The sequence below is a fragment of the Lentzea sp. NPDC036955 genome (assembly GCF_055608005.1).
The window spans coordinates 192,720-214,720 of the sequence record NZ_JBVJRC010000006.1 but is presented as its reverse complement, the minus strand read 5'-3'; the positions used below and the strand labels follow the sequence as shown (position 1 = coordinate 214,720).

Annotated in this window: 15 protein-coding genes; 1 reads left to right on the top strand and 14 read right to left on the bottom strand. The window is 71.4% G+C overall.

Annotated features, from left to right (window positions below):
- From ACZ7CF_RS21725 to ACZ7CF_RS21685, 9 genes are all read right to left on the bottom strand, one after another.
- The gene (locus ACZ7CF_RS21725; RefSeq protein ID WP_470370396.1) at nucleotides 1–1,695 is read right to left on the bottom strand and encodes a ThuA domain-containing protein; all 1,695 of its coding nucleotides are present in this window, start codon (nucleotides 1,693–1,695) and stop codon (nucleotides 1–3) included.
- 37 nt (nucleotides 1,696–1,732) lie between these two features.
- Entirely contained in the window at nucleotides 1,733–4,573 is a 2,841-nt protein-coding gene (locus ACZ7CF_RS21720; protein WP_470370395.1) for a PQQ-dependent sugar dehydrogenase, read from the bottom strand.
- A 332-nt stretch (nucleotides 4,574–4,905) separates the two neighbouring features.
- Nucleotides 4,906–6,069, bottom strand: a complete 1,164-nt coding sequence (locus ACZ7CF_RS21715) for an inositol-3-phosphate synthase (protein ID WP_470370394.1) — start codon at nucleotides 6,067–6,069, stop codon at nucleotides 4,906–4,908.
- Nucleotides 6,070–6,106: 37 nt separating this feature from the next.
- Nucleotides 6,107–7,114, bottom strand: a complete 1,008-nt coding sequence (locus tag ACZ7CF_RS21710; protein WP_360389594.1) for a sugar phosphate isomerase/epimerase family protein — start codon at nucleotides 7,112–7,114, stop codon at nucleotides 6,107–6,109.
- Nucleotides 7,115–7,127: 13 nt separating this feature from the next.
- Entirely contained in the window at nucleotides 7,128–8,267 is a 1,140-nt protein-coding gene (locus ACZ7CF_RS21705) for a Gfo/Idh/MocA family protein (protein WP_360389868.1), read from the bottom strand.
- 34 nt (nucleotides 8,268–8,301) lie between these two features.
- Nucleotides 8,302–9,345 (bottom strand): substrate-binding domain-containing protein, encoded by a 1,044-nt coding sequence (locus ACZ7CF_RS21700; protein ID WP_470370393.1) that lies wholly within the window; start codon nucleotides 9,343–9,345, stop codon nucleotides 8,302–8,304.
- A 44-nt stretch (nucleotides 9,346–9,389) separates the two neighbouring features.
- Complete coding sequence (locus tag ACZ7CF_RS21695) at nucleotides 9,390–10,418, bottom strand: ABC transporter permease (protein WP_360389599.1); 1,029 nt, start codon at nucleotides 10,416–10,418, stop codon at nucleotides 9,390–9,392.
- The gene (locus ACZ7CF_RS21690; protein WP_360389602.1) at nucleotides 10,415–11,929 is read right to left on the bottom strand and encodes a sugar ABC transporter ATP-binding protein; all 1,515 of its coding nucleotides are present in this window, start codon (nucleotides 11,927–11,929) and stop codon (nucleotides 10,415–10,417) included. The genes ACZ7CF_RS21695 and ACZ7CF_RS21690 overlap by 4 nt, the downstream gene beginning before the upstream one ends.
- A 274-nt stretch (nucleotides 11,930–12,203) precedes the next feature.
- Entirely contained in the window at nucleotides 12,204–12,764 is a 561-nt protein-coding gene (locus tag ACZ7CF_RS21685; RefSeq protein WP_360389605.1) for a DJ-1/PfpI family protein, read from the bottom strand.
- Between the two features lie 327 nt (nucleotides 12,765–13,091).
- Here ACZ7CF_RS21685 and ACZ7CF_RS21680 point away from each other — a divergent pair, with 327 nt between their 5' ends.
- Nucleotides 13,092–14,360: an SGNH/GDSL hydrolase family protein gene (locus ACZ7CF_RS21680; protein WP_470370392.1), complete on the top strand. Its 1,269-nt coding sequence runs from the start codon at nucleotides 13,092–13,094 to the stop codon at nucleotides 14,358–14,360.
- A gap of 38 nt (nucleotides 14,361–14,398) precedes the next feature.
- Here the strand turns inward: ACZ7CF_RS21680 and ACZ7CF_RS21675 are convergent, their stop codons facing one another.
- From ACZ7CF_RS21675 to ACZ7CF_RS21655, 5 genes are all read right to left on the bottom strand, one after another.
- Nucleotides 14,399–15,940 carry a glycoside hydrolase family 43 protein gene (locus ACZ7CF_RS21675; RefSeq protein WP_360389610.1) on the bottom strand — a complete coding sequence of 514 codons (1,542 nt, stop codon included), beginning with the start codon at nucleotides 15,938–15,940 and terminating at the stop codon, nucleotides 14,399–14,401.
- Nucleotides 15,941–15,953: 13 nt separating this feature from the next.
- The gene (locus ACZ7CF_RS21670; RefSeq protein ID WP_470370391.1) at nucleotides 15,954–16,964 is read right to left on the bottom strand and encodes an endo-1,4-beta-xylanase; all 1,011 of its coding nucleotides are present in this window, start codon (nucleotides 16,962–16,964) and stop codon (nucleotides 15,954–15,956) included.
- Between the two features lie 98 nt (nucleotides 16,965–17,062).
- Nucleotides 17,063–18,082, bottom strand: coding sequence for an endo-1,4-beta-xylanase (locus tag ACZ7CF_RS21665; RefSeq protein WP_360389615.1), 1,020 nt, complete (start codon nucleotides 18,080–18,082; stop codon nucleotides 17,063–17,065).
- Nucleotides 18,083–18,101: 19 nt separating this feature from the next.
- Nucleotides 18,102–21,164, bottom strand: a complete 3,063-nt coding sequence (locus ACZ7CF_RS21660) for a glycosyl hydrolase 115 family protein (protein WP_470370390.1) — start codon at nucleotides 21,162–21,164, stop codon at nucleotides 18,102–18,104.
- A gap of 20 nt (nucleotides 21,165–21,184) precedes the next feature.
- Complete coding sequence (locus ACZ7CF_RS21655) at nucleotides 21,185–22,000, bottom strand: carbohydrate ABC transporter permease (protein WP_458431735.1); 816 nt, start codon at nucleotides 21,998–22,000, stop codon at nucleotides 21,185–21,187.
- Between the last annotated feature and the right edge of the window lies 1 nt (nucleotide 22,001).

Below are 22,001 nucleotides of genomic sequence, written 5' to 3'. Positions count from 1 at the left end.
TCACGGCAGGGTCCAGCGCTGGTTGGTCCCGCCGTGGCAGGTCCAGACGATCAGCGACGTGCCGTCGGCCGAGCCGCCGCCGTTGGCGTCCAGGCAGCGGCCGGACTGCTGGTGCACCAGCGACCCGTTCGCGCCCGGCGCCCAGTTCTGCGTGCCGCTGCCGTTGCACGTCTGCAGCTGCACCTGCGCGCCGTTGCCGCCGGCGGTGGTCATGCACTTGTTGAACGCGCGCAACGTGTTCCCGTTGACCGTCCACTGCTGGGCGGCGTTGGAGTTGCAGGTGTAGAGCTGGATGCGGGTGCCGTCGGCGCTGCTGCCGCCCGCCACGTCCACGCACTTGCCGGAACCACCGGTGATCCGGCCGGTGCGCGGCGTCGTCCCGCCGAGCTCCTTGATCCGGACGTTGCGGAACGACACGTCGTCGCCCGTACCGTGGTTCTGCAGGCCGATGTGGCCCGACGTGAGCGAGCGGGCCGGGTCGGCGTTGGTGAAGTCGTTGATCTTCACGCCGTTCAGGAACACCTGCAGCCGTTCGCCCTCGACGAGCAGCTCGTAGGTGTTCCACTCGCCCGGCGGGTTCAGCGCCGCGTCCCTGGCCGCGATGTCCGCGCCCTTGACCCCGTAGATCGCGCCCGTGGTCTTGTCCGCGGTGTCGGTGGCGTCGATCTGGACTTCGTAACCGCTGGTCAGCGCCGAGTCCGGGGTGCTGCCGGCCGGGAACCCGAGCACGACACCGGAGTTGTCGTCACCGGGCACCTGCCAGTCCAGCTTCAGCGAGTAGGACCGCAGCTCCTTCGCGCTGTACCAGAGCATGCCCATGCCGTCGTACGACGTGAGCGTGCCGTTGGTGTTGGTGAAACCGCCGGGGCCCGCCTGCGTCCACCCGCTCGTCGAGCCGTTGTAGAGGGTGGTGTACCCGGTCTCGGGCCGGCAGTCGGCCTTCGTCCGGTTCGCCGCGTAGCGGATGCCGCCGAGGACCATCGAGCGGAACGCCGGGTCGGCGTAGCTCTCCCTGGTGTGACCGGTGCCGGTGTAGAACGACCGGCCGCCGCTCAGGGTCTTGCACCAGGTGATCGGGTGGTCGCCGCCCATCGACCCGCCGGAGTAGGTCGACTCGTCCAAAGTGGACAGCACGCGGGCCGTGGAGCGCGGGTTGCTGCGGTAGTTGTACCACTCGTCGGTGCGCGACCAGGCCGGGCTCAGGTGCGCGGTGGCCGCGTGCGCCCGGTTCTCCGTGCGGACCGTGGCCTGCTGGATCGCCGGGTGCGAGGAGAAGTACGCGCCCACCAGCTCGCCGTAGAACGGCCAGTCGTACTCGGTGTCGGCCGCGGAGTGGACGCCGACGTAGCCGCCCCCGCCGCGGACGTAGGACTCGAACGCGGTCTGCTGGGTCGCGTTGAGCACGTCCCCGGTGGTGTTGAGGAAGACCACGGCCTCGTACTGCGCGAGGTTCGAGGTCGTGAACACCGCGGAGTCCTCGGTGGCGGTCACGGTGAAGTTGTTGCCGGCGCCCAGGTCGCGGACCAGCTGGATGCCGGTGGGGATGGCGTCGTGCCGGAAGCCCGCGGTCTTGGAGAACACCAGCACGTCGTACGGTGCGTCGGCAGCCGCCGCCGGTGGCGCGGTGACGACCGCCCCGGCGACCAGTGCCGCGGCGGTCGCGCTGAGCGCCCGCCGGAGTGCCTGGTACCTCATCTCATCCTCCTTGATGGTGAAGCAGGCGGCGGAGTCGTCACGGCAGGGTCCAGCGCTGGTTCGTGCCGCCGTGGCAGTTCCAGATGATCAGCGCGGTGCCGTCGGCCGTGCTCGCCCCGTTGGCGTCCAGGCACTTGCCCGACTTCGTGTTCACCACGGAACCGTTGGCGCCGGCGGACCAGTTCTGGCTCGTGGCACCGTTGCAGGTCGTCAGCTGCACGGTCGTGCCGTCGGCGGTCGCGCCGCCGGCGGTGTCCATGCACTTCGACAACGCCCGCAGCGTCGTGCCCTGGACGGTCCACCGCTGGTTCGTGCCGTTGTTGCAGGTGTAGAGCTGGATGCGGGTGCCGTCGGCGGTGCTGCCGCCGGTCACGTCGGCGCACTTGCTCGCGGGGCCGGTGATCGGCCCGGTGCGGCCACCGCCGCCGGTGGAGGTGTCGAACGTGAAGGCGTCCAGGTCGAACAGGTAGCCCGTGCCGCTGCCGGTGAAGGTCAGGTACAGCCTGCCGGTGGTCGCGGGCACCGAGCTGAGAGCGGTCGAGACCTCGGTGAAGGTCTCCCAGCCGCCCGTCACCGGCGCCGTCAGCGTGGCGATGGCCGTGCCGGTCGGGGAACCGGCGCGCACCGTGATCGTGCCACCCGCGCCGGCCGAGGACACCCGTGCGGTGAACCGGTTGGCGCCGGTGAGGTTGTAGTTGTCGAACGCGATCCAGTCGCCGTTGTGGACGTCGCCGACGGTCCGGCCGCCCTCGGCCGGGGTCTTGTCGTACAGGGCGACACCCGACTGCGCCGCGTAGTGCTCGGCCTGGCGGTGGCGCGGCTGCAGCACGTGCTGGGTGTGCGTGGTCGCCGCCGGGACGCCGTTCGCGCCGTTGTCGGTGTACTCGGCGTCGAAGACCGCGTAGATGTTCGCCGCCGTGTCGTGCTCACCGTCGACCGGGATCGTCAGGGTGCCCGAACAGCCGGTGTTCGACGTGATCGGGTGGCCGTGGCTGTCGTGGCCGAGGATGTAGGACAGCTTGACCCGCGTGCAGTCGATCGTGCCGTCCTCGGCGTCGGTGACCGTGATCGTGTACGGGATGGTGTCGCCGTAGCTGAACAGGCTGCCGTTCAGCGGTGCGTTCAGAGTGACGACCGGTGCGGTGTTGCCCACTGTGACCACCACGCTGGTGTTGGCCGTCGCCCCGGCGGGGTCCGTCACCGTCAGCGTGACCGTGTACTGGCCGTTGGCGGTGAAGGTGTAGCTCGGGTTGGCCGCCGTGGAGGTGGCGCCGTTGCCGAAGTTCCACGAGTAGGTCAGCGCGCCGTTCTCCGGGTCGGAGGAGCCCGCGGACGAGAAGTTCACGGTCAGCGGAGCGGCACCGGACGAGCGGTCCGCGCTCGCCTTCGCGACCGGCGCCCGGTTGCCCGACGGCACGTACTCGATGCGGTAGAGCGCGGAGCTCGCGTCACCGCTGCCCCAGCCCGTGCCGTAGTCGAGCACGTAGAGCGCGCCGTCCGGGCCGAACGCGGCGTCCATGACCTGCGTGCCGCGCCACGGGAAGTCGCCGACCGTGCCGGGCGTGCCGTCGGAGTTGACGTCGATCGTCTTGATCCAGCGGCGGCCGAACTCGGTGGCGAACACGTGCCCGTCCAGGGAGGCCGGGAACTTGACCGTCGACGGGTTCGTCGAGTCGTAGCGGTACACCGGCGCCGCCATCGGCGACTCCGAGCCGCAGCCGAACGCGGCGAACGAGCAGTTGTCGTACTTGATCCACGCCGCGCGCGCGGGCGGCAGGTTCGTCAGTCCGGTGTTGTTCGGCGAGTTGTTCACCGGGGCCGCGCAGTTGAACCGGCTGCCCGACGGACCCGACGGGAACGTGTAGTCCACATAGGTCTCGTTGGTGGTGTTGCCGCCGGTGCAGTACGGCCAGCCGTAGTTGCCCGCCGAGGTGATCCGGTTGAACTCGACCTGACCGGCGGGACCGCGGGTGGACGTCGTCGACCCGGCGTCCGGGCCGTAGTCGCCGAGGTAGATCGTGCCGGTGGCCTTGTCCACGTTGAAGCGGAACGGGTTGCGCAGGCCCATCGCGTAGATCTCCGGGCGGGTGCGGGCCGTTCCCGGCGCGAACAGGTTGCCGGCCGGGATCGAGTACGACCCGTCGGCGTTCACCTTGATCCGCAGGACCTTGCCGCGCAGGTCGTTGGTGTTGCCGGCGCTGCGCTGCGCGTCGTAGACGGGGTTGCGGCCGGAGCGCTCGTCGATCGGGGTGTAGCCGCCCGAGTCGAACGGGTTGGTGTCGTCACCGGTGGACAGGTACAGGTTGCCGGCCGCGTCGAAGTCCATGTCACCGCCGACGTGGCAGCACATGCCCCGGCTGGTCGGCACGTCGAGCACGGTCACCTGGCTCGACATGTTGACCGTGAAGTCGGTGTTGAGGGTGAAGCGGGACAGCCGGTTCACGCCGTTCCACGCCGAGAAGTTCGTGCCGGTGGCCGGAGCGTCACCGGACGGTGTCGACAGCGGTGGCGCGTAGAAGAGGAAGATCTGCCGGTTGGTGGCGAAGTTCGGGTCCGCCGCGACGCCCTGCAACCCCTCCTCGTCGTGGGTGTAGACGGGGATGTTCGCGATCACGCTCGTGGTGCCGGTCGCCGTGGTGCGGCGCAGCGTGCCGTTGCGGGAGGTGTGCAGGACGGAGCGGTCCGGCAGCACGGCCATCGACATCGGCTCGCCCATCTCGGCGACGCCCTTGGCGAGTTCCACCTGCTGGAAGTCCGCCGGGTTGACGACGTGCGCGGCGGCCGGTGGGGCGGTGGCGACCGAGGCGGCCGTGACGGCCACCGCTCCGGCCACGGTCAGCAGTGCGGCGGAGAACGCCGCGGAGAATCGTTTTCTCATGACAGGTGACAACCTTCGATCTCGTTCGCGCGCGGGCAGCGCGCGGTCCGCTGTGGACGGTCAGGGCGTCGGCGCGTCGAGTCGGTCGGTGTGCGGGCGCGTTCGCCAGGGGAAGCCCTCTTCTGGGAGCGCTCCCAGAAGAGGGCGGCCGGAACGGCCCTGTTCACCGCCGGGGGAACGCGGGCCGGGAGGGGTTACGCGCGGGCCGAGGAGGTGCCGGAGAGCGGGACGACTCCTCGGGGGCGGACGCGCCGCCATGACGTTCTGTTCACGCTTGGCTCCTTCGCAGGGAAAGGGTCGCGCAGCGGAAGCGAACCGGAACGGTCGGTGGGTCAGTCGGTCTGGCGCGAGCGCGGGTCATCCAGTCCCCGCGCCCACTCGTGCAGTTCGTGGGCCTGTTCGGCGAGCCGGTGCTCGTCGCTGCCCAGCGGGTCCTTGAAGAAGAACGCGAGCGCGCCCTGCGCACCGCTGCGGCCGGCCGCGTGGGCGGCGGCGAGCAGGCGGGCGAGGTCGAGCACGAGCGGGGCGGCCAGGGACGAGTCCAGGCCGCTCCAGGTGAGCTGCAACGACATCCGCGCGCCCAGGAACCCCTCGAAGGACACGTGGTCCCACGCGGTCTTGCGTTCACCGAGGTCGGGCACGTGGTCGATGTGCAACGGCGCGGTGACCTCCGCGCCGAGCAGGGCGGCCAGTCCCCTGGCCTTGGACGCGAGCTTGCTGTCGGCGTGCGCCGGGTCCTCCAGCGTCGCACCGTCACCGCCGCCGAGCAGGTTGGTGCCGGTCCAGGACAGGACCTTCAGCGCCCGCGAGGTGAACATCGGCGCGATCGCCGCGCGCAGCAACGTCTCCCCCGTCTTGCCGTCACGGCCGGCGTAGGGCAGCGACCGCGCCCGCGCCAGCTCGTCCAGCGCGGGCAGCGCCACACCGGTGGACGGGGTGAAGTCCACGAAGGCGCACCCGGCCTGGAACGCCGCGTAGGCGACGAGGGAGCTCGGCGGCAGCACGGCGTTCCCCGGCACGGCGAGCGCTTCCTCCAGCTCCGCCAGCGACTCGTGCGGGACGTGCACGGGCGGTTCGGTCGACGCCACGTTCACCACGACGACGCGGGCGAGCCCGTGCCGTTCGCGGAAGCCGGTGATGTCGGCCGCCAGCCGCCGGGCGGCCTCGGCCTGGCTGCCGGCGAACGCGGCGGGGTCGTGGCCGGGCCGGATCTCCGCGTCCACGGCGTCCAGCCCGTCCGCCACCCACCCCGCCAGGTCGTGCGGCAGCACCCCGTCGCGCACGAGGCCCTCCACCCGCTTGACCAGCGGGGTGTCCACGACGTCGTGCCCGCCGACCACGAACGCCTCCCACGGCGGCAGGTCGGCGTCCAGCAGTTCCGAGGCGCAGCCCGTGGGCGGCACGAGCCCCTCGCGCAGGGCGAGCAGCCCGCTGACCGCTGTCGTCGCCACCGACCCCCTGGCACCGTTCAGCCACAGGCCGATTCGTTCGGTCACGACCGTCTCCTCTCGTCAGCGGGCCCTCGCCCGCGCGTCACCCGCCCGAGCTGAACGCGGCGTCGAAGGAAGCCGACGGCGGGTCGAAGGCGTTGCGGCGGATGAACTCCAGCGCCTCGGGCGCGCCGACGAGGCGATCCATGCCGGCGTCCTCCCACTCGACGCTGATCGGACCGGAGTACCCGATGGTGTTGAGCATCCGGAACGACTGCTCCCACGGCACGTCGCCGCGTCCGGTCGAGACGAAGTCCCAGCCGCGCCGCGGGTCCGCCCACGCCAGGTGCGAGCCCATCCGGCCGTTGCGGCCGTTGCCGACCTGGCGCCGGGCGTCCTTGCAGTCGACGTGGTAGATCCGGTCGCGGAAGTCCCACAGGAACCCGACCGGGTCGAGGTCCTGCCACACGAAGTGCGACGGGTCCCAGTTGAGGCCGAACGCGGGCCGGTGCCCGATCGCCTCCAGCGCCCGCACGGTCGTCCAGTAGTCGTAGGCGATCTCGGACGGGTGGACCTCGTGCGCGAACCGGACGCCGACCTCGTCGAACACGTCGAGGATTGGGTTCCAGCGGTCGGCGAAGTCCTGGTACCCGGCGTCGATCATCGACTGCGGTGCCGGCGGGAACATCGCGACGGTCTTCCAGATCGACGAGCCGGTGAAGCCCACGACGGTGTCGACGCCGAGCTTCGCCGCGGCCCGCGCGGTCATCTTCATCTCCTCGGCCGCGCGCTGCCGCACGCCCTCGGGGTCGCCGTCGCCCCAGTTGCGGGCGGACAGGATGCCCTGGTGCCGCTCGTCGATCGGGTCGTCGCAGACGGCCTGGCCGGTGAGGTGGTTGGAGATCGTCCACACCTTCAGGTCGTGCTTGGCGAGGACCTCCAGCCGGTCGGCGACGTAGTCGTCGTCCTCCGCGGCTCGCCACGGGTCGAGGTGGTCGCCCCAGCAGGCGATCTCCAGGCCGTCGTAGCCCCAGCCGGAGGCCAGCCGGCAGACCTCCTCGAACGGCAGGTCGGCCCACTGGCCGGTGAACAACGTGATCGGGCGTGCCATCTGTTCTGCCTCCTCAGACCTGTTGCCACGTGCGGGACTCAGCACTCGTCTCGACCGCCGCGAGCACCCGCTGCACCTGGAGGCCGTCGGCGAACGACGGCGCCGGGTCGGTGCCCGCGGCCACGGCTCGCACGAAGTCCACGGCCTGGTGGGTGAACGCGTGCTCGTAGCCGAGGCCGTGCCCGGCAGGCCACCACGCGGACACGTACGGGTGCTCCGGCTCGGTGACCACGATCCGGCGGAACCCGGCGACGGACGCGTCCTCGGTGCCGTCGAAGAACTGCAGGACGTTCATGTCCTCGAAGTCGAACGCCAGGCTGCCCGCCGAGCCGTTGACCTCGATGCGCAGCGCGTTCTTGCGGCCGTTGGCGAAGCGGGTCGCCTCGAACGAGGCGAGCGCGCCGCCGGTGAAGCGGGCCAGGAACAGCGCGGCGTCGTCCACGGTGACCGGGCCGGTCTCGCTGCCCGCGGCGGTGCCCGACAGCCCGGAGTGGGCGGCCGCGACGGGCCGCTCCGGCACGAACGTCTCCATGGTCCCGGTCACCTCGGCGACGGTGTCGCCGAGGATGAACTGGGTGGCGTCCACGATGTGCGCGCCGATGTCGCCGAGCGCGCCGGAACCGGCCTTCTCCTTGTCCAGCCGCCACGACAGCGGTGCGGCCGGGTCGACGATCCAGTCCTGCAGGTACTGGGCGCGCACGTGGTGGACGCGGCCGAGCCTGCCCTGCGCGACGAGGTCGCGGGCCAGGGCGAGCGCGGGCACCCGCCGGTAGCTGAAGCCCACCATCGCCCGCACCCCGCGTTCGGCGGCGCGTGCGGCCGCTTCCGCCATGGCGACCGCCTCGGCGACGCTGTTGGCCAGCGGCTTCTCGCACAGCACGTGCTTGCCCGCCTCCAGGGCGGCGACCGCGATCTCGGCGTGCGTGTCACCCGGTGTGCAGATGTCCACCACGTGCACGTCGTCGCGGTCCAGCACGGACTTCCAGTCGGTCGCGGCGTCGGCCCAGCCGAGCCGGTCGGCGGCGGCGCGCGTGCGGCCGGGGTCCCGGCCGCACAGCACCGCCATCACCGGCCGCACCGGCAGGTCGAAGAAGCGGGGGGCGACCCGCCACGCCTGGGAGTGAGCGGCTCCCATGAACGCGTGGCCGACCATTGCGATGCCCAGCGTCGTCACAGTGCGTTCCCTCTCAGGACTCGAAGGCGGTCGGCAGGTAGCGGTCGACGTTGTCCTTCGTCACGACCGGCGCGTACAGCTGGACCTCGCGGGGGACCTCCACCTCGACCAGGTCGCCGAGGCTCTTGCCCTGCACCGCGAGCCGGGCCAGCCGGATGCCGTCCGCACCCTGGGTCGACGGGTAGACGACCGTCGCCTTGTGCGGCCCGTTGTCGGCCTTGATCTCGCGCATCACGTTCGCCGAGCCCGCGCCGCCGACCATGAAGAACTCGCCGCGGCCGGAGTTCTTGACCGCGGCCGCGACGCCGACGCCCTGGTCGTCGTCGTGGTTCCAGATGGCGTCGATCTTGCGCGCGGCCTGCAGCAGGTTCGCCGCCGCTCGCTCACCGCTCTCGACGGTGAACTCGGCGGCCACCCGGTTGGTCACCTTCAGGCCGCAGCCCGCGAGCGCCTCGGCGAAGCCCTTGCTGCGGTCCTGGGTCAGCGGCAGCGAGTCGATGCCGGCGATCTCCGCGACCACGGCGTCGCCCTTGCCCTTGAGCTTCTCGCAGACGTAGGTGCCCGCGGACACGCCCATGCCGTAGTTGTCGCCCAGCACCGTGGACCGCGCCGCGAACGGGCTGTCGAACCGGCGGTCGACGTTGATCACGGTGATGCCGGCCTTCATGGCCTTGAGCGCGACCGGGGTGAGCGCGGCGCCGTCGAACGGCAGCAGGACGATCGCGTCGACCTTGTCGTTGATGAACGTCTCGACCTGGCTGATCTGGAGGTTGGGGTCGTTGGTGCCCTCGACGACGCGCAGCTCGACGTCGGAGTACTTGCCGGCCTCCTTCTTCGCGGCGTCGGTGATCGCGGCCATCCAGCCGTGGTCGGCGGCCGGTGCCGAGAAGCCGATGACGACCTTCTTGCCCGGCTCGTCGTTGGCGACCCGCACCCCGCCCTGGTTGCCGCCACCTCCGGTGTCCTGCGGCGTGTTGCCGGTGCACGCGGTCAGCGCGGCTCCGAGCGCGAGTGTCGCCGCCGCTGCGGCGATGCGGGTGGTTCTCTTGTGCGGCATGACTTTCTTGTCTCCTCGGGTGGCAGCGGTCTGGAGGGGCGGCGTCAAGCGCCGCTGCGTCGGGCGAGCCGCTGCTGCAGGAGGACGGCGACCACGATGATCGCGCCCTTCGCGACGGCCTGGGCGGAGATGGAGAGGTTGTTGAGGGTGAAGACGTTCGACAGCGTCGTGAAGATCAGGACGCCGAAGACGGTGCCCGCGATCGTGCCGCGGCCGCCGGAGAGCAGCGTGCCGCCGATGACGACCGCGGCGATGGCGTCGAGCTCGTACAGGCCGCCGTGGGTGGCGCTGCCGGTGGTGGTGCGGGCGATGAGCATGACCGCGGCCAGCCCGCAGCACAGGCCCAGCAGCGAGTACAGCATCACGGTGTGCCGCCGCACGTCGATGCCGGCGAGCCGGGCCGCCTCCGGGTTGCCGCCGACGGCGAACGTCCTGCGCCCGAACGTCGTGCGGTTGAGCAGCACCCACCCGCCGACCGCGACCAGCGCGAAGATCACCACCAGCACCGGGACGCCCAGCACCGACGCGTCGAAGAACGCGGCGAAGCCCGGCACGTTCACGATCTGCGTCTTGCGGTTGGAGATGATCTCGGCCAGGCCGCGTGCGGCGGCCAGGCTCGCCAGGGTCGCGATGAACGCCACGACCCGGCCGTACGCGATCAGCACCCCGTTGACCAGCCCGCAGGCCCCGCCCACCAGCAGGGCCGTGAACACCATGACGATCCAGTGGGTGTCGCCGGCCAGGCCCTGCGTGGCCAGCGTGGTCGCCCACACCGAGGACAGCGCGACGATCGCGCCCACGGACAGGTCGATGCCGCCGCCGGTGATCACGAACGTCATGCCGATGCTCACCACGCCGATCACGGCCGCGAGCCGCAGGATCGTGAGCACGTTGTCGATGTCGGCGAACCGGTCCCCGGCGGTGACCACACCGCCCGCGCACAGCAGGACCAGTGCGACCACGAGTCCGGTGTTGCGCCCGGCGGCGGAGCCCAGCAGGCCCGCGATGCCGGTCTCCTTGGCTGCGGGCGCTCTGCCCTGTGTTCGCGCGGGCACGGCGGTGTCCTCGCTCATGCGGCGTGTCCTTCCATGACCAGGTCGAGGACCCGGGACTCGTCGATCTCGCCGGCCGGCCCGTCGTGGACCACCCGGCCCTCGCGCACGACCAGCACCCGGTCGGCCAGCCCGAGGACCTCCTCCACGTCGCTCGACACGACGACGACGGCCACCCCCCTGGCCGCCAGGTCGCGGATCAGCTCGTAGATCTCGTTGCGCGCGCCCACGTCGACCCCGCGCGTGGGTTCGTCGAGCAGCAGCACCCGGCACTCCCGCAGCAGCCACCGCGCGAGCACCACCTTCTGCTGGTTGCCGCCGGACAGGCCGCGCACCACGCGGTCGACCCCGGCTGGGCGCACGTCCAGCGCCTCGGTCAGCGCGGTCGAGCGGGCGCGTTCGGCGCGGTCGTCGAGGAACCCGAACCGGGCGAAGGCCGACATCGACGACACGGTGATGTTGCGGTAGACGGCCTGGTCCAGCAGCAGCCCCTGGCTCTTGCGCTCCTCCGGGCACAGCCCCATGCCCGCGCGCACCGCCGCCCCGACACCACCGCGCCGCAACGGCCTGCCGTCCACCTCGACCGTGCCACCGGCCCGTTTGCGGGCGCCGTAGACGGTCTCCAGGATCTCCGAGCGGCCCGACCCGACCAGACCGGCGAGCCCGACCACCTCACCGGCGCGGACGGTCAGGTCCACGTCGCGGAAGCGGTCGCCGTCGGTCAGCCCGCGCACCACCAGCACCTCCGGCGCGGCCGGGTCGAGCGGCGGCCGGTCGGGGTAGACGTTGTCGAGGTCGCGCCCGGTCATCAACGCGATCAGGTCCGCGGTCCGCACCTCGCGCGCGGACAGGCCCGTCGCGACGGTGCGGCCGTCCTTGAGCACGGTCACCCGGTCGCCGATCTCCCTGATCTCGGCCAGCCGGTGCGAGATGTAGATGACGGCCACGCCCTGGGCGGTCAGCTCGCGGATGACGTCGAACAGCACCCGCACCTCGTCCGGGTCCAGCACGGCCGACGGCTCGTCCATGATGAGCAGCTGTCCGTCCAGCGACAGCGCCCGCGCCATGCTGACGACCTGCTGGTGGGCCACGGACAACCGGCCGACATCCCGGTCCGGCGCGATGTCGGGGTGGCCCAGCCGGTCGAGCAGCGCACGGGTCCTGCGGTGCGCCTCCGCGCGCCGGCTGAAGCCCGCAGTGGACAGTTCGTGCCCGAGGAAGACGTTGTCGGCCACCGAGAGGCCCGCGACGAGGTCCAGCTCCTGGTAGATGGCGGCCACCCCGCTGCGCATCGCGGCGGTGGGGTGGCCGAACGACACGACCTCGCCGCGCCAGCGGATCTCGCCCTCGTCGGGGCGGTGCGCACCGGACAGCACCTTGATCAGCGTCGACTTGCCGGCCCCGTTCTGCCCGAGCAGGCAGTGCACCTCCCCCGCGCGGACGTCGAAGTCCACCCCGCCCAGGGCCGTCACGCCGGGGAACCGCTTGACCAGGCCCCTGACCGACAGCAGTGCCGCCGCCGGGACCGTCATCCGGTCACTCCCGTCCACAGCCGACCAGGCGCGCGACCGCGCACGGGTGAGCCCACCATCGAAGTCCTCCGAGCCCCGGCAACCGCTGTGCCAGCAGGGAAATCCGGCCTTGTGAACCGTCAACCTAGGTTCGGCCGAGCCCGGGGACAAGGTGGTGGAGGTGGCACATATCGGCCAATTTTTCCCTTGACCAGGGGCCGTTCGGGAGCGATGGCGACGCGGGCCGGGAGTCGTCCCGGCCCGCGTCGGACGTGCGGTCTTCCACTGTGGAGGATCAGCTGCCGTTCGTCTTCGCCAGCACCCGCAGGAACGCGCGCGACCACTCCGGCAGGTCCGGCCAGCCGCGGCAGGAGACCATCACGCCGTCCACCACGTCCGGTCCGTCGGCGAACGTCCCGCCGGCCTGCTCCACGTCGGCGCGCAGCGGCGGGTAGGCCGCCGTGGTCCGGCCGCGCAGCAGCCCGAGCGCCGCCGGGACCTGCGGTCCGTGGCAGATCGTCCCGACCGGGCGGTCGTGGGTGAAGAAGTGCTCGACGATGCGCGCCACGTCCGGGTCGACGCGGATGTACTCCGGTGCCCGGCCGCCCGGGATCACCAGCGCGTCGAACTCCTCCGGCCGCACGTCGGCGAACGCCAGGTCCACCGGCAGCCGCCGGCCGGGTTTCTCCGTGTAGGCGTCGCAGCCCGGCTCGAAGTCGTGCACCACCAGCTGCACCGGGCGGGTGGTCGGTGCGGCGACCACCACCTCGTGGTCGTCCTCCCGCAGGCGGAACAGCGGGTACATCGAGTCGAGCTCCTCCGCGGCGTCACCCACCAGCATCAGCACTCGTGCCATGCGCACTCCTCGTCGTCAGCGACTGCGGACACGGCGGTTCCACGGCGAGGGCGCCGGTGGCACCCGGAGAGTTGTGTCCACAAAGGACTACATCGGTCTTCGGCAGAACAGCTCCCACGGTAGGACCGCCGACACCCGCGGTCAACCGGCCGAGGTGGCAGGTGCAGGCCATTCCCGCGGCGTGCGCAGGGCAGCGCGAGGCACACCTCCGGCCCCCGCCCGGCGCACAGGTGTTCTGCCGATTTCCCTTGTGTCACTTCATTGACGGCGTTGCCGCGGCCCTCCTAGGTTCGATCACGGACGCCTTCCTCCCGAAGGGTTGGGACAATGCGCAGACGCTCCTTCCTCGGCGCCGCGGCCGCCACGGTCGTCGCCGGATCCACCACCACCGCGGTGGCCGCCACGCCACCGCGGGGCCGGGAACGCTGGGTCGGCACGTGGGCGTCGATGCCCCAGCTGACCGAGCCGCACAACATGCCGCCGGCGCCGTTCACCCAGGACGGGCTCGTGCTGGCCGACTCGACCCTGCGGCAGACCGTCCGGGTCACGATCGGCGGGCGGCGGCTGCGGTTGCGGTTCTCGAACGCGTTCGGTGGCGCGACGCTGCCGATCACCGCGGTCACCGTCGCACTCCCCGCGGGCGGCCGGGCCGGTGTGAGCGCCGTCGAACCCGGCAGCACGCGCCGGGTGACGTTCAACGGCTCGCCGTCGGCGGACCTCACGCCCGGCATGCTCGTGGTGTCCGACCCGCTGGACTTCCCGCTGGCCGCGGGCTCGATCCTCACCGTCACCACGTACCTCGCCACCGGACAGGCGTCGAACGACATCACCTCGCACCCCGGTTCGCGCACCACGTCCCACCTCCTGGCGGGCAACCACGTCGAGGCGGCCGACCTGCCCGGCGCGACCCCCACCGACCACTGGTACTTCCTCAGCGGTGTCGAGGTGGTCGCGGGTGCGGGCACGTCGGCCCTCGTCGTGATCGGCGACTCGCTGACCGACGGCCGCGGTTCGACCACCAACGGCAACGACCGCTGGCCCGACCGGCTCGCCGACCGGTTGCGCGCGGACCGACGCACCGCCGGGGTGGCGGTGCTGAACCAGGCCGCGGGCGGCAACCGGGTGCTGGACAACGGCCTGGGCCCGAGCGTGCTGGCGCGGCTCGACCGCGACCTGCTGGCGCAGAGCCGGGTCGAGTGGCTGCTGCTGTTCGAGGGGATCAACGACATCGGCACGGCCGCCGCGGACCAGGCGTCGCAGCAACGCGTCGCCGAGCGCCTCATCGCCGGCTACCAGCAGGTCCTCGACCGGGCCCATGCGCACGACCTGGCCGTGTACGGCGCGACGCTGCTGCCGTTCGGCGGCAGCTTCTACGACGACGCGGGCGGGTTCCGCGAGACGGCGCGGCAGGCGGTGAACCGGTGGATCCGCACCAGCCGCCGTTTCGACGCCGTGGTCGACCTCGACGCCGCCGTGCGCGACCCGGCCGCACCGCGGCAGCTGCTGACCGCGTTCGACGTGGGAGACCACCTGCACCTGAACCCGGCCGGGTACCGGGCTCTGGCGGAGGCGGTCCCCCTGCGCCTGTTCCACTGATCAGCTCCTCCGGACAGCCGGTGCCGCGAGGGCACCGGCTACTCCAGGCCGCGGTAGGTGAAGCTGTCGAAGTCGGCCCACGACTCGCTCGGCACGCCCTCGGAGGACGCGTACAGTCCGATGTGGACCCCGGTGAACCCGCCGGCGACCGGGGTGCTCAGCACCCGCCCGTCGAACGGGTCGCCGAGCAGCTGCCAGCCCTCGGTGCCCGCGGCGACCAGCGCCTGCACGTCCTGGCCGACCGCCTCCAGGCACAGCCGCACCGCGCCCTCGCCGACCGCCGTCCGCGCGAGCTCCTCGTCCTTGCCGCCGAAGCGGCGCACGAGGACGACCTCCCGGTCGGCGCCGAGCAGCAGCCGCACGTGGTGCTCGTCGTTCTGCAGCAGCACCAGCCCCGCCACCTCTGACGGTCCCGCCGGGGCGAAGTCGAGCACGCAGGACGCGTGGAAGCTGGCGTGCTGCTGGCGCCGCAGCACGATGCTCGGCGTGACCGCCTCGGTGACCGACTCCGGCCGGACCCGCAGCCGCAGGTGCCCCGGCCGGTCAGCCAGCGACCAGAACGGCTCCTCCGGCGTGCGCAGGAACATCCACACCGGGTCGAGCCCCGGCCCGTCGAAGTCGTCGGTCCTGTCCGGTTCCGGCCACGGGTGCGGCGGCAGGTCGGGCACGTCGTAGGACGCCTCGACCCTGCCGGTGCCGGGGCTGAACACCGGGCCACCCGCCTCCCACCTCACCGGCACGAGGAACGTCTCGCGGCCGAGGTTGTAGTAGTAGCCGCCGTACGGCCTGGTCGCGAGCAGCACGGCGTACCACTGGCCGTTCTGCGTGCACACCAGGTCCGCGTGCCCGGCCGCCGCGATCGGGTGGTCGCGGCCGAGGTGGCGGTGGGTCAGCACCGGGTTGAGCAGCGACCCGCGGTACGGGCCGGTGACGTGGTCCGCCGTCGCCACGACGACCGAGTGCTCGAAGTCCGTGCCGCCCTCCGCGGTCAGCAGCACGTACCGGCCGTCCACCTTGTACACGTGCGGTGCTTCCGGCCAGACCGCGTCCCTCATCGCGCCGCGCCACACCACGTGCTCGTCCCCGACCAGGTCGAGGGTGGCCGGGTCGAACTCGCGCAGCCAGACCTCGGTCTCACCGGGCGGGCGCACCAGCCGGGTCGCGGTCCACCACGCCCGGCCGTCGTCGTCGAAGAACAGCGACGGGTCGAAGCCGTCGGCCTCCGGCAGCCACTTCGGTTCCGACCACGGACCGGCCGGGTCGGTCGCGGTCACGACGAAGTTGCCGGACTCGCTCTTGCCGTGCACCAGCGTGCAGACCACGTAGAACACGCCGTCGTGGTGCCGGATCGTCGGCGCGTACAGGCCACCGGAGGCCGGCACGCCCTGCAGCGGCAGCTGCGACGGCCGGTCGAGCACGTGGCCGAGCAGCCGCCAGTGCACGAGGTCCAGGCTGTGGTAGACCGGCAGGCCGGGGAAGTACTCGAAGGTCGAGGTCACCAGGTAGTGGTCCGGTCCCACCCGGCACACCGACGGGTCGGGGTGCGAGCCGGGCAGGACCGGGTTCGAGAACTGTGCCAAGTGGGGGCTCCCGCTAGGGGTTGATGCGCTGGTAGGCGGGCTTGGGCCGCAGGTCGTCGTCGAACAGGCACGCGTCGTCCTCGCCGGGGAACACGCCGGGCACCCACGAGTGCCGGTCGGTGAAGCCCCACGTCGTGAACTCCACGCACCGCTTGACGGCGTGGCAGGCGTCCCAGGCCTGCTCGAAGAAGTCGGCCTGGGCCTCCAGCTTCGCCGCGTCGGTCGGCTGCGGGATGCGCACGTCGGCCTCGGTGATGGCGACGTCGACGCCGAGCTTCGCGAACCGCTCGATGTTCTGCTTCATCGTGGTCGGGAAGCCGTACTGCAGCGCGAGGTGCGTCTGGATGCCGACGCCCTCGATCGGCACGCCCTGCCTCTTCAGCTTGCGCACCAGCTCGTGCACCGCGTCGCTCTTGGGGTTGAGGCCCTCGATGTTGTAGTCGTTGATGTACAGCTTGGCCTTCGGGTCCGCGGCGTGCGCGTGCCGGAACGCCTCGGCGATGTAGCCGTCGCCGAGCTTCTCCTGGAACACCGTCGGCCGGCGGGTGCCGTCCTCGTTGAACGCCTCGTTCACGACGTCCCACGCGCGGATCTTGCCCTTGAACCGCCCTGCGGTGGTCTTGATGTGCTCCTTGACCACCTTGCGCAGCTCGGGTGCCTCCAGCCCGGCGACCCAGTCGGGCAGCTGGCTGTGCCACACCAGGGTGTGCCCGCGCACGGACTTGCCGGTCCGCTTGGCATAGCTCACGATCGCGTCGGCGCCGGACCAGTCGTACTGGCCGCGGGTCGCCTCGACGACGCCCCACTTCATCTCGTTCTCCGGGGTGACGCTGTCGAACTCGCGGGTCAGCACCGCGCGGTAGTCAGCCTCATCGGCCAGCGGACCGGCGGCCACGGCACTGCCGACCCACCTGTTCGTGCTGTTCTTCAGCGGTCCCGCCGCCGACGCGGGCACCGCCTGGCTCGCCACCAGCACAGCCGCCGCCGCGGTGATCACGAGGACCCGGGGTAAGCGCAACATCATCGTCGCTCTCTCCTTGACGTGGTTCTGGGTGCGGTCCGCCGGTCCTGCCCGGCACCGCTCGGGTGCCGGGCAGGACGTGGCCGACGGGGGGTCGGTCGTTACGGGTTGATCCGGGTGTAGGCGGGTTTCGGCCTCAGGTTCGAGTCGAAGAGGCAGGCAGCACCCTCACCGGGGAACGTCCCCGGCACCCACGAGTGGCGGTCCGTGTACCCCCACGTCGTGAACTCCACGCACCGCGAGACGGCGTGGCAGGCGTCCCAGATCTGCTTGTAGTAGTTGGCCTGCTGGTTCAGCTTGTTCGAGTCGACCGGCAGCTGGACGCGGACGTCGGCCTCGGTGATCGCGATGTCGACGCCGAGCGCGGCCAGCCGTTCGATGTTCTGCCGGAAGCTCGACGGGAAGCCGTACCGGGTGGCGAGGTGCGTTTGGATGCCGACGCCGTCGATCGGCACGCCCTGCTGCTTCAGCGTGCGGACCAGGTTGTAGACGGCGTCGCTCTTGGCGTTGATCCCCTCGGTGTTGTAGTCGTTGATGTAGAGCTTGGCCGACGGGTCGGCGGCACGCGCCCAGCGGAACGCGTCGGCGACGAACCCGTCACCCATGCGCGTCTGGAAGATCGACTGCCTGCGCGAGCCGTTCTCCTCGAAGATCTCGTTGACGACGTCCCACGCGCGGATCTTGCCGCGGTACCGGCCCATCTCGGTGTTGATGTGCTGCTGGGTCACGCTGCGCAGCTCGGAGCCACCGAGGTTGTTGAGCCAGCCGGGGTACTGGCTGTGCCACACCAGGGTGTGCCCGCGCACGGTCTTGCCGTTCTGCTGCGCGTAGTTGACGATCGCGTCCGCACCGGACCAGTTGAACTGGCCGCGGTTGGGCTCGACCACCGCCCACTTCATCTCGTTCTCGGGCGTCACGCTGTCGAACTCGCGGGTCAGCACCGAGCGGTAGTCGGCCTGACTGCCCAGCGGCCCCGCCGCCACAGCGCTGCCGACCCACCTGTTCGTGATGTCCTTCAACGGCCCCGCGGCCGATGCCGGGACCACCTGGCCCGCCGCGATCGCGGCCGCCGCCGCCGTGATCGCGAGTAACCGCGTGGTCCTGGTTGAGTGCAACTTCATCGTCGCTCCCTTGGATTGACTACATGCGCTTGCTCTCCGGCGGTCCGAGGTAGCTCGCGCGCAGGCCGCCGGTGTCCACGACCAGCTTCTGCACCACGAGCGTGGGGTCGACCATCCAGAACCGGAGCACGTGCGGGCCGGGCCTGGTGATCGTGTGCCTGGTGGCGGTGCGGTTGACGTTGTCGGAGGTCATGCGCTCCCACGGCCGGTTCATCAGCGAGTGGTCCGCGCCGTGCACCTTGATCGCGTCGACGACCTGGGGCACCTCGTCGTCGAACGACACCGCGTAGCGCAGGCCCGGTGTGGGCAGCACCCCGGCGCGGGGCGAGAGGTGCGCCCACACCGTGACCTCACCGGGGGCGAGGAGCGTGAGCCGGTACTCCAGCCGCGGTCCGCGACCGGGTTCCTGGCTCAGTGCGGTGACCGGGAACGGCTTCATGCCCGCACCCGTGCGGCCGAGACCGGGGATGCGCCGCCACCGCACGCCACCGGCGGCGACGTTCGCGCTGTGGTGCTCGGCCTCGATCGACACGCACCCGCCGGCCTCCACGAACCCCTCGCGCCACGAGTGCGGCAGCGCCGGGTTGCCGATCGGGGCCCGCACGGTCACCGTGCGCCCCGCACCGGACACCACGACCGGCACGCTGGTCGTGCCCTTCGGTGCCCGTGACCAGTCCACGGAGAGGGTGGCGCGCAGCTGCTTGTCCACCCGGCCCGACGCCGGCCGCACGACCAGCCACGGCGCACCGGAGGTGATGGTGCAGTCGAACGGCTCGGTGCCGCGGTTGAAGACGTCGACGAACGGCGCGGGCGCGCTCTGGAACGGGCTGAGCTCCGGCAGCACCGGCGGCTCCTGCGAGGACGGCCACCACTGCTCGGACCCGTCGATCGCGACACCCATCTCGGCCGGACCGGCCGGGGTGATCCGGCGGACCGGCGGGAAGACCTCGTCGGGCAGCGCCACGTTGTCCTTCTCCGGCTGCTGCCACGGCGCGTTCGGCCCGTAGCGTTCGACGTCGCCGTACCCGATGTGCGGCTGCGTCTGGAAACCACGCCACTTGCCGCCCGCGACGACGTTGTTGAACCGGTCCGCGAGCGCCAGGTCGTCGGCGAACCGCGCCTCGGTGGTCGCGGCGAGGTCGTTGGCCAGCGCCCGGCCCTGTGCGGCGTAGAAGAGGTTCGTGAACTCCGCGTGCCGCAGCTCGTAGAGGTTCGCGGTGGCCTTCACCTGGTACAGCACCAGTTCGAAGTAGGCGTCGCGGTAGGCGGCGGGCAGTCGCGCGCCGACCTGCTCGGCCTTCTGGCCCAGCCGCTTCCACTCCTCGGTGACGCGGTCGAGCTCGCGGTAGTTCACCAGGCTGAACGGGGTCGCCCTGTCGTCGTTGACGATCGTGGTGCCCTCGACGGTGATGCGGCGGTTGAGCAGCTCGGGCTTGCGCCGCGCCTGCAGCCGGCCGTACTCGTTCAGCACCTCGGCGATGGCCGCGGCCTCGCGCCTGCCGAAGTTCTGCTCGGCGTACTCGCGCTCCCAGGTGGACAGCCGTTCCAGCGGCAGCGCCTGCGGGTTCCAGGCGTAGTCGAGGAAGAACTGCGTGGGCAGCTCGTTGCCCTTGAAGTCGCCGACGTTCGCGACCCACAGCCGGGAGATGCCGTACTCGGCCGCCTGGTGCAGCTGCTCCCACAGGTTCGCGATCGCGCAGGTGTCGACCCACTTGTAGTTGCGCCCCACGCCGACGTAGTCGAAGTGGTAGTAGAGGCCGTACCCGCCGGCGCGCTCCGGCAGCGAGCGGTCCGGCAGCTTGCACAGGTTGCCCCAGTTGTCGTCGGGGAAGACGACGGTGACGTGGTCGGGCGGGCGCAGGCCCTTGTCCCAGTACCGCAGGACCTCCTTGTAGAGGGTCCACACCTGTGGGATCTGCGCCGGGTCGCGCCCGGTGACCTGGGCGAGGACCTCCTGCTCGGCCGCGATGATCGACTGCATGAGCTCGATGCTGTCGCCGTCGGGCAGCTGGGTGTCGCCGTTGCCGCGCATGCCGACGGTGACGACGCCCTCGATGTCCTCGTCCACCATGCGGCGGATGCCGTCAGTCCAGTACGCCTTGATCGCGTCGGCGTTGCGGCGGAAGCTCCACTCCCCCGTGCCGCCGTACGGGTCGTGACCCGGCTTGGTGATGACGCCGTTCGCGTCGCGCACCGCGGGCACGGCGTGGCGGTTCCACTCCTCGATGCCGCGCATCATCGGCGCCTCGTGCGAGGTGCCCATGACGATGCCGTAGCGCGTGGCGGTGGCGTGGTTGAGCGGGTCGTCCTCGGCGAACGCCCGTCCCCACACCGCGGGCCAGACGTAGTTGCCCTTCAGCCGCAGGAGGGTCTCGAAGACCTTCTCCCAGAACAGGTGGTTGAAGCCGCCGGGGTGACCGGGTGCGTGACCGGGGCCGAAGTAGCGCGGCGCCCAGGTGCCCAGCGCCGGGTTCTCGTCGTTGATGAAGATGCCGCGGTACTTCACGAACGGCGGGCCGGGGCTGTGCCGCTCGGAGCGCACGTGCAGCTCGTCGCGGTGCTCGACGGGCACGTCGTCCCACCAGTACCAGGGCGAGACGCCGATGGCGCGGGAGAGGTCGTAGGTGCCGTAGACGGTGCCGCGCTGGTCGCTGCCGGTGATCACCAGCACGCGCCGCCCGCCGGTGCGGACCTCCTGCGTCAGCGAGGTCTCCCACCTGCCGGCGATGCCGGTGACGTCGAGCGCGCCCGCCGCCACGAGCCGGTCGACGAGCGGGCTGCCGACCGTGCCGATGAGCACGACGTCGCCCTTGTCGGGCAGGGAGTGCACGAGCGCCGGCTTGACGCCGGTGACCCGTTCCACGTCGGCCTGCAGGTCACCGGCGACCCGGACGACGCCGGGGTGGTCGGCGGTGCTGACGACCAGCACCGCCGACCTCCCCCTGGACACGAGCGGGAACCGGCCGGACCCGCCCTGCGCCGAGACGAGCTCGGCGGCAGCAGCGGTTCCGGTCGCGCTCGCGGTCGCCGTGAGCGCGGCAAACAGTTGCAGGAAGTGACGCCGGGCGAAGGACGAGTTCATCGTCGAGCTCCTCCGAGGTGTCAGCCCTTCACCGAACCGGTCAGGCCACCGACCATCCGTCGTTCGGCGAGCACGAAGAACGTGAGCGCCGGGATCATGGACAACGCGGTGAAGGCGAGCACCTTCGCGGTGTCCTGGGTGTGCTCCGACTGGAACATGGCAACGCCCAGCGGCAGGGTGAAGTTGCTGGAGTCGTTGAACACGAGCAACGGCAGCAGGAAGAAGTTCCAGCTGCTGACGAACGCGAGCACGGACACGGTCGACAGCGCGGGCCCCGACAGCGGCAGCAGGATCCGCCAGAAGAACCCGAGCTTGGCCGCGCCGTCGAGCAGCGCGGCGTCCTCCAGCTCGGCCGGGATGGCGTGCATGAACGGCCGCAGGATCACGATCGTGATCGGCAGCGAGAACGCCGCCTCCGGGATCGCGACACCGAGCGGGTTCTCCAGCAGACCGAGCTGGCGCAGCCACAGGTACAGCGGCAGGGTCGCCACTCCCAGCGGGAACAGCAGGCCGAGCGTGAACAGCGTGTAGAACGCCTCCCTGCCGCGGAAGGCATAGCGGGACAACGCGAACGCCGCCATCGCCCCCAGCACGACCGCCAGGGTCGTCGCGATCACGGCGATCAGCGCGCTGTTGCCCAGCAACCGCCAGAACACCGGTGAGGTCGCGACCTCGGCGTAGTTCTCCCACACCCACGGGCCGGGGAGGCCCGCCGGTGCGGAGTTGATCTGCGCCGTGGTGCGGAACCCGCCCAGCAGCACGAAGAGCAGCGGCACCACCGTGATGCCCACGACGGCGAACGCGGCGAGGTAGCCCGCGGTGTTGCGACGTGACAAC

Bases quoted from the DNA above. Each gene is read 5' to 3' on its own strand.
- ACZ7CF_RS21725 (WP_470370396.1), bottom strand. From the start codon at position 1,695: ATGAGGTACCAGGCACTCCGGCGGGCGCTCAGCGCGACCGCCGCGGCA.
- ACZ7CF_RS21720 (WP_470370395.1), bottom strand. From the start codon at position 4,573: ATGAGAAAACGATTCTCCGCGGCGTTCTCCGCCGCACTGCTGACCGTG.
- ACZ7CF_RS21710 (WP_360389594.1), bottom strand. From the start codon at position 7,114: ATGGCACGCCCGATCACGTTGTTCACCGGCCAGTGGGCCGACCTGCCG.
- ACZ7CF_RS21705 (WP_360389868.1), bottom strand. From the start codon at position 8,267: ATGGTCGGCCACGCGTTCATGGGAGCCGCTCACTCCCAGGCGTGGCGG.
- ACZ7CF_RS21700 (WP_470370393.1), bottom strand. From the start codon at position 9,345: ATGCCGCACAAGAGAACCACCCGCATCGCCGCAGCGGCGGCGACACTC.
- ACZ7CF_RS21695 (WP_360389599.1), bottom strand. From the start codon at position 10,418: ATGAGCGAGGACACCGCCGTGCCCGCGCGAACACAGGGCAGAGCGCCC.
- ACZ7CF_RS21690 (WP_360389602.1), bottom strand. From the start codon at position 11,929: ATGACGGTCCCGGCGGCGGCACTGCTGTCGGTCAGGGGCCTGGTCAAG.
- ACZ7CF_RS21685 (WP_360389605.1), bottom strand. From the start codon at position 12,764: ATGGCACGAGTGCTGATGCTGGTGGGTGACGCCGCGGAGGAGCTCGAC.
- ACZ7CF_RS21680 (WP_470370392.1), top strand. From the start codon at position 13,092: ATGCGCAGACGCTCCTTCCTCGGCGCCGCGGCCGCCACGGTCGTCGCC.
- ACZ7CF_RS21670 (WP_470370391.1), bottom strand. From the start codon at position 16,964: ATGATGTTGCGCTTACCCCGGGTCCTCGTGATCACCGCGGCGGCGGCT.
- ACZ7CF_RS21665 (WP_360389615.1), bottom strand. From the start codon at position 18,082: ATGAAGTTGCACTCAACCAGGACCACGCGGTTACTCGCGATCACGGCG.
- ACZ7CF_RS21660 (WP_470370390.1), bottom strand. From the start codon at position 21,164: ATGAACTCGTCCTTCGCCCGGCGTCACTTCCTGCAACTGTTTGCCGCG.